The sequence below is a fragment of the Micromonospora sp. NPDC049171 genome (genome assembly GCF_040648275.1).
Taxonomy (GTDB): Bacteria; Actinomycetota; Actinomycetes; order Mycobacteriales; family Micromonosporaceae; genus Micromonospora.
In genome coordinates this window covers 30,260-40,992 of the sequence record NZ_JBEZDJ010000034.1, presented here as the reverse complement: position 1 = coordinate 40,992, position 10,733 = coordinate 30,260, and the positions used below count along the sequence as shown (strand labels likewise).

Below are 10,733 nucleotides of genomic sequence, written 5' to 3'. Positions count from 1 at the left end.
CCCCCCGTGTCCGAGGAGGAGCCGTGGCCGACACCATCGCCGAGACCGTCGACCTGCTCTACAGCATTGACCAGGATCAACTCACCCTCGACCAGCAGATCGCGCTCGGGTCGGCGCTGGCCAACCTGGCTCAGGCCGAGCGCCTGGAGCAGATCAACGAACGGCTGCGCGTCATCCACCAGGTTTTCAACACCTGGGCAATGCGCGCCGCGACCACTCCTGACGGGCGCTGATCCGCCTCTCACCGGCACGGGCAACGGCATGCTGGGCTGGTCGTCCGACGGTCTCCGACGGCTGCCCAGCAGCATGCGATCGTCGGTGGCGGAGAGGGCGATGGTCGTCCGGCTGTGCGAGACTCCGGCGGACCAACCCCCTGAGGAGTTCACATGCAGCTCGACAATTTGCAGAGCCAGCACCAGTTCCACGTCCGCCAGCGCCTGCGCATGATGGTCAACCAGTACGAGGTCCGTGCGGTCTCCCCGGACGGCACCGAGGGTGAGCTGCTGGCGTTCGCGCAGCAGAAGCGGCTCGCCTTCAAGGAACAGGTGACGATCTACACGGACGACTCGAAGCAGCAGCCCCTGCTCGGCTTCAAGGCCCGCCAGCGCATCGACCTCGGCGCCACGTACGACGTGACCGACGCGGCCGGCAACCCGATCGGCTTGTTCCGGAAGGACTTCGCCCAGTCGCTGCTCCGGTCCACGTGGCACGTCGAGCAGGCCGGCCTGCCGCAGGTGACGGGCCAGGAGCGCAGCCTGCCGGTCGCACTGCTGCGCCGGTTCGTCGACTCGCTGTCCTGGCTGCCCTACCACTTCGACTTCACCGCCGGTGGGCAGCCGGTCTTCACCGTGGTCAAGAAGTGGGGCCTGCGCGACAAGTACGTCGTCGAGGTGCAGCACCCGCAGATCGACCGCCGCCTGGTCATCGCCATGGCCGTCGCCCTCGACGCGCTCCAGGCCCGCTGACAATCCCGGCCCCCGCTCTTCGGCCGCTGGCCGGGACAAGACCCTCGGCCCTGATCCCGGCCAGCGGGCCGTCTCCAGATACAGGAAGTCCGCCGGCGTCCCCGCGAACCAAGCCGCTACCGCGAACCAGGTTGCCGCCGCGAACCAGGCTGTCGCCGCGAACCATTTCGCCGCGAACCGGGCCGCCACCGCGACAGACGGTGCCGCCTTGGACCGGGTAGCCGCCGTGGATGGAAGGCCGCCGCCCAGCCCCATGTCGTTCAACCGCGCACCGGGCCGGCGCGGGCCGTCGACGTGGCGACCCGGGTCAGGCCGGGAAGTGGCGTGAACGTCACCTCGACGGTCACCAGCACGTCGAGCCCGTCGAGGCGACACCTGGCCGTCCGAGCGGCATTGCGCCCGACGATGTCGGCAGCGGACGCGCAGGCCACGGCCTCGCCGTCGAGCGGCCGGGCGGCGCCGGCCAGTGCACCGAGATCGGCTGCCACCGCCGCTCGCTGAGCCGCGATCTGCGCTGCGGCGACCGCGGCGCCGAACGTCCCGACCAGCACGAAGACCAGCCCCGTGGCCAGCAGCAGGACTGTCGCGCCACCGCGCTGCGCGTCCAGCGGGTCACCATCGAGTCCCTCGGCATCTGGGCCGTGAGTCGGTCGCACTACCGATCCCACTCGCCAGCGCCGGGTTCCACGGCGGCGACCGCGGTGGCGACCACGGTGATCCGCGGCAGCCGGCCACCCAGCGTCCGGACGGGCACTCGTACCGTCGTCTGCACCCGGTTGCCGTCGACGGACACCGAGACCTGCGCCCCCGGCGGTGCCGCGCGTCCGCCTTCCGCGCTGCCGTCCGCGCCGCGGGCGGCAGCCAGCGCCGCTTCCCGAGCCGCGTGCAGGCAGCTCGCCTGGGCGCTGACGGCGTTGACGGCGGTGAGTCCGGTCAGCAGGAGCAGAAGCAGCGCCGGCAGGCCGGCCGCCAGTTCGGCGGTGAACGACCCTCGGTCCCCGCCGGCGGCCAGCTCGACAGCACGGGTCTTCCGTCCGCCGGACGCTCGCTCGGGATGCTCGGGCCTCCGATCGCGGCCGGCCTGCCGGCGCCCGATCACTTCAGCGCCCGGTCGATGACGGCGGTCAGCGCCGACTGGACGTTGCCGGAGGTCAGCACCTTCAACAGGATCCCGGCGAAGGCGACTGCGGCGAGCGTGCCGACGGCGTACTCAGCGGTGTTCATGCCGGCATCGCCGCGCAGGCGGGCGATGAGTTTGCGCATGGCTGTTTCCCTTCTCGATGGGTCAGAGCACGTCGCCGAGTACGGCGACGATCACCGGCACCAGGCCGGCGAGAATGAACGCCGGCAGGAAGCAGAGCCCCAGCGGCAGGACGATGAGCACGCCCGCCCGACGGGCTGACGCCTCGGCGGCGGTGGCCCGGTCGGCGCGTAGGTCGTCGGCGAGCCGGGTCAGCGCGCCGGCCAGGGCGGCGCCGCTGTTGGCCGAACGCAACGCCGCAGCGGTCAACCGCTCCGCACCGGGCACTCCGTCCAGCGCGGACCACGCTTCCGCCGGCCCACCGCCGAGCAGCAGCGTGCGGCCGGTCCGCGCCAACCGCGCGGCGAGTGGTCCGTCCAGAGCCTCGGCGACGGCAAGCACCGAGCGATCCACAGGTGCGCCCGCCCGCATCGCGGCGGCCAGCAGGTCGACCGCGAGCGGCAGCTCGACGGCCTCCTGCAGCCGCCGTTTGCGCACGCCCGGCGACTCGATCCGCCGCAGCAGGAGATCCAGCACGAACGCGGTCGGCACCGCACCGAGCAGCCCCAGCCAGCCCTCGACGACCACGGCTACGGCGAGCCCACCCAGCCCTGCGGCGAGGCGGATCGCGTCCGGCCGCCGCCCGCCGACCACGCTGCGTTGGCTCGCCGGACTTCGCGACCTCATCCGGCCCGCCCCGGCGCCGCGCCCAGCCGTTCCGCCCAGAGGAGGCCCACGACCTGCAGGACCACCGCGAGGACCGCACAGGACCCGCCGACGCTGTTGTGCAGCAGCACCGCCAACGGGTCGACGCCTATCCCGTACCCGAGCCCGATCCCACCCACCGGCAACGCCGCCAGCAACCAGGCCGTGGCCCGGGCGCCGGCTGCCTGGGCCGCCGCGGCAGCCAGACCCCGGTCGGCCGCCCGAGCGTCGGCCTCGATCCGCTCGACGAGGTCCGCCAGCGGCGCTCCGGTCCGGTCGGCCAGTCGCACCGCCGCCGCGGTCAGCTGACGCAGCCGGTCCGAGTTATCCCGCCCATCGGTGGCGGCCTCGATCGCGCGTTGGACGGGCAGGCCGGCCCGAAGGTCCGCCGCGAGGCCACACAGTTGGTCGAGCCCACGTCGCCGCCTTCGCTCGGCGCCGCGGTTCACTCGCCAGCGCAGCACGGCACGCACGGCCAGTGTGGCGTACCCGCCCACCACGACCGCTGCCACCGGGCCGCCGACCACGGCGCCGACACCACCTCCCAGCACCCCGACCAGCGGCAGCACACGCCTCGACGAGCGCGGTGCGCGCAGCCGCACCACCCCACTCGGCCCATCGGCCGAGCCGACGAACCGGTTGCCCGGGCGTCCCTCGGCCGTTGCCGCACCGGCGGTGTCACCCCGGCTGTCCGCCACATCGCCGCGCCCGGAGGCCGTCACCGCGTGCGAGACGTCGTCCCGATGGCCCACACCTGCATCGCCGCCGACGATCGTCGTCGCGGCCAGGGAGGCGCCGCCTCGTCGTTCCGCATCCCGGATCGTGGCCTCGGGCCCGACGGTGCCGGCCGGACGTCGGGGATCCCGGCGGGTCGGCGGACGGTTCGGGCCTACGGGACGGGCGAACCCCACCGACCCGCCCGTCGCCCCGGGCCAGCGTGCCGGGCTGCCGGCGACGTCCCGGCTGGGCCAGCCGAGTGCGGATGGTTTCCCGCCCAGAGCCACGGTGGACCGCGAGCGATACGGGATGCCTACCGGGCCGTCCGGGGTCGGCGAGTCGCCGGGCCCGTCGGCCAGACCGTCCGGCGTGCGGCCGAGTTCCCGGATCCACTCCACGAGTGCGTCGTTGGGATCAGCTCCGCCGGCCCCGCGTCCCGTCGTCAGCACCCGACGTCGGCGGGCCCGGATGGTGTGCACGGGCCACGCCAGCAGAGCGGCTACGACGAGCAGCAGCGCCGCCACCAGCATGGTCGCGCCGCTCATGCCGGGCCCGCCGATCCGGGCCACGGCTCACTCAGGATCGGCGGCACCGCCACGCCACGCTCCCGGAGCAGCGCGCCAAGTGCGCGGGCGGCCAATCCGAGCCCGCTGCCGCGTACCCAGGCGGGCACCACGGTCACCAACCGTTCCGGCCCCTCGGGCAGGAGAAGGCAGACCGACTCCAGGATGCGTCCCCGGTCGCCGCGCCGTACCTGAAACAGCACCTGCAGCGCGGCGGCCACCTGGGCGTGTAGCGCGGCGCGCGGCAGCCCACCCAACATGCCCAGCGCCTCCAGTCGGGCCGGCACGTCGGAGGGGGTGTTGGCGTGCAACGTGCCGGCGCCTCCGTCGTGGCCGGTATTGAGCGCTGCGAGCAGGTCGACCACCTCACCGCCCCGGCACTCCCCGACCACCAGGCGGTCCGGACGCATCCGCAACGCCTGCCGGACCAGGTCGCCGAGGCCGACCACGCCCGTGCCCTCCACATTGGCGGTACGCACCTGAAGCCCCACCACGTGCGGGTGCCCCGGACGCAGCTCGGCGGCGTCCTCCACCAGCACGATCCGCTCGGTGGCCGGCACCAACCCCAAGAGTGTGTTGAGCAGAGTCGTCTTGCCCGATCCCGTTCCCCCGGTTACCAGGTACGCCAGGCGGGCAGCCACGACGGCTGCGAGCAGCGGCGCCACCGGGCGCGGCACGGTCCCGTGGCGGACCAACTCATCGAGCGTGAACGGTCGATGTCGGAAGGTCCGCAGGGACAGGTAGGGACCCTCGGTCGCCACCGGCGGCAGCACGGCGTGCAGACGCGTGCCGTCGGAGAGCCGGGCGTCCGCGTACGGGGAGCCGTCGTCAAGCCGCCGGCCGGCGCTGGCGATCAGCCGCTGTGCCAACCGGCGGACGTCCTCGATCGAGCCCAACGGGACCGCGACCTGCTGCAGCCCGGAACCACGGTCGACCCAGACCCGGGTCCCGTTGACGAGGACGTCGGTGACCTCCGGGTCGGCGAGCAGTGGGGCCAGCGGCCCGGCACCGACCAGATCGTCGTGCACTCGGTCGGCTATCCGCAGCAGGGCGTTGTCGCCGAGCACCGCAGCGGTTGGCTCGGCCCGTACGGCGGAGACGATCGCCGCCGCGGTGACCGGCGTGGTGGCGGCGGCGATCCGCTGCCGTACCCGAGCAGCGAGGGTGCTGTCCTGCGGCCGGCCGGTCATGCCGCACCCGTCGCCGGCACACCGGTCAGGTCGGTGACGATCCGTTGGCACAGTGCGGCCAGCGGGCCTTTACCCGCGGCGGCCGGCGCCTCGCCTCGTTCCAGCCCTCGGCACAACCCGGGCTCGGGGCGCAGCGTGCCAGCCAGTTGGAGCCCAAGTGCCCGGGCCACCTCGGTCGCCCGAAGTCGGCCTGGCGCGGGCCCACGCACCACCACCGAGAGCGCAGCGCAGTGTGGGGCGGCGGCGGCCACCACCCGAGCGGCCGCAGCGGTGGCACGCAGCTCGGCGGGGACGACGACGAACGCCTGGTCGGCCGCCTGCAACGCCACCACCGCGGCGTCGTCCAACTGTCGGGGCACATCGACCACCACGAAGTCCCGACCACGCCGAGCAGCGTCCACGGTCGCCGCCATCGCCGCCGCTGGCAGCGCCAGCATCTCGCCGCGGTCCCAGGAGAGCACCACCAGGTCACCCCGGTTGGGTAGGGCCCGCACCAGCGCAGGGGCGTCCACCCGCCCGTCGGCGGTGGTGAGTGACGGCCAGCGCAGCCCCTCCAACTGCTCCCAGCCCAACACGAGGTCGAGGCCACCGCCGAGTGGGTCGGCGTCCACCAGCAGGGTGCGCAACCGGGCCCGAGCGGCGGTCACGGCGAGGCCACCGGCGAGCACACTCGCCCCGGCACCGCCCCGGCCGCCGAGCACCGCGACGATCCGGGCGCCTACGCCGTCCGAGCGGTCCGGGCCCTGCTCGGCGAACCGGTCCACCAGCCACGGCTCGGCGATGGGCAACATGGCGACGTGCTCGGCCCCGATCAGCTCGGCGATCTGCCAGCCGGGGTCCAACTGTCCGGCTCGGCCGACCAGCACCAGCCGGGGTCGCTGCGGCATCCGGGCACGCAGACACGACTGCGCCTGGTCGGCGCCGAGCAGCACCAGCGGAGCGGGCTGCCAGCGAGTGCGGGCGGCCGCCGGGTCGCGGGCAAGCTCCACCTCGGCCCCGCCAGCGGCGGCGAGCCGGAGCAGGTCGTCGAGCAGATCATCGTCGCCGGTGACGACCAGCGGAAGCCGGCGGATCGGTGGAACCGAGGTACGGGATGGCATCGCGGCCTCCAGCGGTCGGGCTCTGGTATGCCGCCGACCCTGCTCGGAAATCGCACGGCAAGCCGCCCCGATCGCGCCGCCTGTGGACAACCACGTGGGTTGTGGACAACGCCCGCCGAGCCAGTTGATCTGCTACGCGCGCGCCCTGTCCGCCACCGCGGGAATTGCTGGGAGGACACAGCGGGCCGCTCCCGGCAGGCAGCGCCCACGGCGACGACGGCGCCCGAGGACTGTCGGTCCACGGTCTGCGAGGATGGTCGGATGCCGCTGCGTGGCTACCTCGATGGCTTCCAACCGCCGGTTGCCGCGTCAGTCCTCGTGGACGCCACACCGTGGCTGGACGACCCCTTGTTCTGGCCGGCCTTCCTCCTCGCGCCGGGCGGCTCCACGACCGCGGCGGCGGCCTTCGGCACCGACCCGGCGGATGTCGCGGACTACGTGTCGGCGTTGCATCAGCACGACACCTGGCCGGTCATCTCCCTGGACCTCGCCCGGGGCCACCGCCTGCACATCCTCTTTCGCAACTTCGATGGCGACTCGGGATGGGACTACCTGGTTCAGCCGGTCGGCTCCGACGCGGCGATCACCGCTGCCGCTCTGGAGGGTGGTTTCCAGGGCCCGGCGCTTTCCTGGGCCGAGTTGGTCAGGACAGCGAGCCAACCAGACTCGATGCGCAGCCCGGCTGAGCGTCTTCTCCTCCTCCTTCCCGGCGTCGGCGATTCCGGTATCCCACCCGAGGCCCTGGATGTGGTGACATCGGCCGTCGTCGCCGTCGGAGCCAAGCACCGACCGGACGACGTCGCACGGGAACTGTTGAGAGCAAGCCATCGGTTCTGGGGCGACTGCGCCTGGGGCGAACGAGGCGACCTGCCCGTCTGCCTCGGCATACACAGTCCACGTCATCTGGGAGCAACCCCAGGCCAGTTGGCCCTGCTGGCCGAAGCCTTTGGCGGCTAGGCACCAAGTTCAGGCGGGACGGCCGCCGCCCCGCCGATCGTCAGATGTTCAGCGGCCCGCCGTTGCGTAGGGCGTCATCCTTGATCGCGATGAGATTCGCGGACACGTACGGGATGTTGTGCGCCTGGTGCCATTCGCTCGGAAAGTACGTGACCAGGCGCGACGCCTGGAAGCGACATTTGATCTCGGGCACGAATCGAGAATAGTTGGCGTCCGTAAAATACCAGAACGAGTTTTCGTTGTAGAACGCCACATGCGTCGGATCCTGGTAGGCACCCCGACCGTCGGTGCTCGGCGTCAGCGACAACAACATCCCGTTCGGGGCGAGCAGTCGGTACAACTCGTTGAAGAGTCCAATTTTGTCCACAATGTGTTCCAGGAAGTCGGCGGCCCGGATGACCCCGACACTACTGTCCGGCAGGTCGACGCCCTTGGTTATGTCGCACACCATGTCGACGCCAGACCCGTCATGGTAATCCAGGCCGAGATAGCCTTCCGGCTTGTTGTGGGCCGCACCCAGGTCCAGCGCCAGGAGCCCCTGCCGCCGCGACCAGGCCAGCGCGTTCTGTTGAATGTTCCGGTCGTAGATCTCCACCGTGCGTTGCTGGATGCGGGCGTTGACATCGGGAATGCGCTGCGTGTTCTTGGCATGCATGCGCTGCAGGTAGAGGCATTTTTGGATATGGTGGAAATCGCTCACCTGGTACATCCGAGCCATGAGGTCGGCGTCGTCCGCGACGTCGAGCGACTCGTCGTATCCGCCGACCTTCTCATAGATGTCCCGACGGAAGGCTCGCACGTGGTTCGGTGCGTACCAGATATAGCTCACGTTGTGCGGTGTCGGCGGCAACGCCCGACAGACCAGCACCTCGCGGCCGTCCACCTTCTCGTCGTAGTGCCGCCAGCCGAACGAACTCGCGAAACGGTCCTCACAACGGCCACCGTCCTCCTGGATCTGTGCGGTGTCGCTGTAGACGAACCCCACCTCCGGGTTGGCGTCGAAGGCGTCGACGATCTGTTGCAGACAGTCGCTGCTGAGTAGATCGTCGTCGTCAAGTTCGACCAGGATGTCCCCGGCAGCCTCGGCGCAGGCGTGTCCCTTCACGGCTCCGACGCCGTTCAGGTTGTCCTGAACAATGAGCCGGATTCGGTCGTCGTGCCTCTCCGGCCGCCAACGAGACCCTTGGTTGAGGACGACCACCCACTCCCAGTCGGTGAAAGTCTGCGCGACAAGCGAGCGGAAACATTCGTCGATGAAACGGGTACGGTTGCTTCCCGTGAAGACCGTTACGCGTGGCGTGTGCATTGGGCCGGTCACCTACCTGCCGGAGCCGAGGATCGAGCGGCCGGAGCCGGGCGGTACTTCGCTGGAACAGCCGAGGTGAGCTCCTTGTCCAGCCGGATCGCGGCCTTGAAGGCGTCCCGCGCCGCGGAGTCGTCACCGGACTGGGACAGCAGAATGCCCAGTCGCAGGTAGGCGGTTGACGACTTGTTGTCGATCGACACGACCTTTCGGTAGATGTCCATCGACGTCGTCGGGGCCTTACCCTCCAGTGCAATCGCCTTGTTGAAAAGGGCCGGCTTGTAGTTGCCGTCGGTCGCCAACGCCTTGTCGTAGTTGTTGACCGCCTCGTCGGGCTGGTTGCGCGACTGAGCGATGAAGCCCAGGTTGAACCAGGCGAACTTGTTGTCGGCCTCCGCCGCCACCACCTTCTCGAACGTGCTCTTCGCGGCGTCGAAGTTGCCGGCTTGGCCCTGTTCGACACCGAGCTTCAGCAGGTCCGCCGGTGCGGTTGCGGCACTGGTGTCGCCGTTCGCCTTGTCGCTGTCGCCGGAGCTGCTCGTCTGCGGTTTCTCGGCAGGCTTGTCGCTGCATCCCGCGACTCCGGTCAACAGGACCGCACCACAGGCGAGTGACCCGAATATCTGACGTGTGCTCATTCTTCCTCCTGGACGCTAACGGGGCGGCCCGACCCGCTGTTCGGCCGGATGGCATTGCTACTGTCGGCCGTCGCCCGACCCGACGTGCTGGATGCGGGCGCAAACGCCAGCGGCGCGGACAACGAGATGCAGGACACCCAGATGTCGGCGCCTCCGCCGGTGAAGGTGAACTGGTAGCCGCTGGTCGAGAGTGGCTGGATAAGCACCGGGTTCACACCCGCGCCCGAGAGCTGATAACCGGTTCCGACGGCAATGTCTCCGGGTTGGCAGCCGAAATTGACGGGGGTATCCGCAATCACGGTCAGCGGGCCCTGAATATAGGCCGCCTGGATCCCGTTGCCCGCGACTCCCTGTGCGCCTTGGGCGCCCTGCGGTCCTGGTACGCCCTGCAGGCCCTGAGCACCCGCGTCGCCCTGGGGGCCCTGGATCCCCTGAGCCCCTGTCGCACCCTGAGCGCCCGCCTCCCCCTGGGCACCCTGGGCGCCTTGGACACCTTGAAAACCCTGGGCGCCTACGTCGCCTTGTGCACCAGTGTCGCCCTGGGGTCCTTGTATGCCCTGCAAGCCCTGAGCGCCTTGCGCCCCCTGGACGCCGCTGTCGCCCTGAGCACCTTGAGCGCCCGTGTCGCCCTGGAAACCTTGGGAACCTTGAGCACCCTGAACACCGACGTCGCCCTGAGCTCCGACGTTTCCCTGAGCACCCTGAACACCGGCGTCACCCTGCGCTCCCTGAGGTCCCTGCGCACCGACCTCACCTTGCCCACCTTGCGCACCCTGCGCGCCTTGCGTACCGGCCACGCCCTGCGCACCCTGAGCGCCGGCCTCGCCCTGCGCGCCCTGTGCACCGGTGTCGCCCTGCCCACCCTGCGCGCCTTGCGTACCGGCCACGCCCTGCGCACCCTGCGCACCCACGTCGCCCTGGAAGCCTTGCGCACCCTGAACCCCTACGTCACCCTGCGCACCGACGTTGCCCTGAGCACCCTGCGGACCCTGAACGCCGGCATCCCCCTGAACACCCTGCGCGCCCACGTCGCCCTGAAATCCTTGGAAACCTTGCGCACCCTGAACACCGGCGTCACCCTGAGCGCCCTGAACACCTGCGTCACCCTGCGGGCCTTGCGTACCGGGCTCGCCCTGCGCACCCTGAACACCTGCGTCACCCTGAGCACCCTGAGCACCCTGAGCACCGGCGTCACCTTGCGCACCCTGAGCGCCCTGAAGGCCCGCCTCGCCCTGAGCACCTTGGAAGCCTTGCGCCCCCTGAACCCCTACGTCACCCTGCGCACCGACGTTGCCCTGAGCACCCTGCGGACCCTGAACGCCGGCATCCCCCTGAACACCCTGCGCGCCCACGTC

General features: G+C 70.9%; 14 protein-coding genes. 4 read left to right on the top strand and 10 right to left on the bottom strand.

Features of this window, described 5'->3' with window-relative positions:
* Positions 1 to 23: 23 nt before the first annotated feature.
* Together AB0B14_RS32170 and AB0B14_RS32165 are read left to right on the top strand one after the other, a co-directional pair.
* Positions 24 to 233, top strand: a complete 210-nt coding sequence (locus tag AB0B14_RS32170) for a hypothetical protein (RefSeq protein ID WP_357068553.1) — start codon at positions 24 to 26, stop codon at positions 231 to 233.
* A 153-nt stretch (positions 234 to 386) separates the two neighbouring features.
* Entirely contained in the window at positions 387 to 965 is a 579-nt protein-coding gene (locus tag AB0B14_RS32165) for a hypothetical protein (protein ID WP_357068555.1), read from the top strand.
* 260 nt (positions 966 to 1,225) lie between these two features.
* Here the strand turns inward: AB0B14_RS32165 and AB0B14_RS32160 are convergent, their stop codons facing one another.
* The 7 genes from AB0B14_RS32160 to ssd form a co-directional block, all read right to left on the bottom strand.
* Positions 1,226 to 1,621, bottom strand: coding sequence for an Rv3654c family TadE-like protein (locus AB0B14_RS32160; RefSeq protein WP_357068557.1), 396 nt, complete (start codon positions 1,619 to 1,621; stop codon positions 1,226 to 1,228).
* On the bottom strand, positions 1,621 to 1,977 hold the full coding sequence (locus AB0B14_RS32155) for a TadE family type IV pilus minor pilin (protein ID WP_357068947.1): 357 nt from the start codon (positions 1,975 to 1,977) through the stop codon (positions 1,621 to 1,623). Before AB0B14_RS32155 ends, AB0B14_RS32160 begins: the two co-directional genes overlap by 1 nt.
* Before the next feature lie 83 nt (positions 1,978 to 2,060).
* A complete protein-coding gene (locus tag AB0B14_RS32150) occupies positions 2,061 to 2,228 on the bottom strand; it encodes a DUF4244 domain-containing protein (RefSeq protein ID WP_081883916.1) in 168 nt (55 codons plus the stop codon).
* 22 nt (positions 2,229 to 2,250) lie between these two features.
* A complete protein-coding gene (locus AB0B14_RS32145) occupies positions 2,251 to 2,892 on the bottom strand; it encodes a type II secretion system F family protein (RefSeq protein WP_357068559.1) in 642 nt (213 codons plus the stop codon).
* Positions 2,889 to 4,172, bottom strand: a complete 1,284-nt coding sequence (locus AB0B14_RS32140) for a hypothetical protein (protein WP_357525834.1) — start codon at positions 4,170 to 4,172, stop codon at positions 2,889 to 2,891. Before AB0B14_RS32140 ends, AB0B14_RS32145 begins: the two co-directional genes overlap by 4 nt.
* A complete protein-coding gene (locus tag AB0B14_RS32135) occupies positions 4,169 to 5,380 on the bottom strand; it encodes a TadA family conjugal transfer-associated ATPase (RefSeq protein ID WP_357068563.1) in 1,212 nt (403 codons plus the stop codon). Before AB0B14_RS32135 ends, AB0B14_RS32140 begins: the two co-directional genes overlap by 4 nt.
* The gene (gene ssd / locus AB0B14_RS32130) at positions 5,377 to 6,480 is read right to left on the bottom strand and encodes a septum site-determining protein Ssd (protein ID WP_357068565.1); all 1,104 of its coding nucleotides are present in this window, start codon (positions 6,478 to 6,480) and stop codon (positions 5,377 to 5,379) included. The genes AB0B14_RS32135 and ssd overlap by 4 nt, the downstream gene beginning before the upstream one ends.
* A gap of 261 nt (positions 6,481 to 6,741) precedes the next feature.
* Here ssd and AB0B14_RS32125 point away from each other — a divergent pair, with 261 nt between their 5' ends.
* Positions 6,742 to 7,437, top strand: coding sequence for a hypothetical protein (locus tag AB0B14_RS32125; RefSeq protein ID WP_357068567.1), 696 nt, complete (start codon positions 6,742 to 6,744; stop codon positions 7,435 to 7,437).
* Positions 7,438 to 7,477: 40 nt separating this feature from the next.
* On the opposite strand, the gene AB0B14_RS32120 is transcribed toward AB0B14_RS32125, so the two are convergent.
* From AB0B14_RS32120 to AB0B14_RS32110, 3 genes are read right to left on the bottom strand one after another with little or no spacing between them, the layout of a single operon-like run.
* The gene (locus AB0B14_RS32120) at positions 7,478 to 8,743 is read right to left on the bottom strand and encodes a glycosyltransferase (protein ID WP_357068569.1); all 1,266 of its coding nucleotides are present in this window, start codon (positions 8,741 to 8,743) and stop codon (positions 7,478 to 7,480) included.
* An 8-nt stretch (positions 8,744 to 8,751) separates the two neighbouring features.
* Positions 8,752 to 9,378 (bottom strand): tetratricopeptide repeat protein, encoded by a 627-nt coding sequence (locus tag AB0B14_RS32115; RefSeq protein WP_357525832.1) that lies wholly within the window; start codon positions 9,376 to 9,378, stop codon positions 8,752 to 8,754.
* Positions 9,375 to 9,677, bottom strand: a complete 303-nt coding sequence (locus AB0B14_RS32110) for a hypothetical protein (RefSeq protein ID WP_357068571.1) — start codon at positions 9,675 to 9,677, stop codon at positions 9,375 to 9,377. Before AB0B14_RS32110 ends, AB0B14_RS32115 begins: the two co-directional genes overlap by 4 nt.
* 186 nt (positions 9,678 to 9,863) lie before the next feature.
* On the opposite strand from AB0B14_RS32110, the gene AB0B14_RS32105 reads away from it, so the two are divergent.
* On the top strand, positions 9,864 to 10,733 hold an 870-nt coding region (locus AB0B14_RS32105; RefSeq protein ID WP_357525830.1), incomplete at its 3' end, for a hypothetical protein.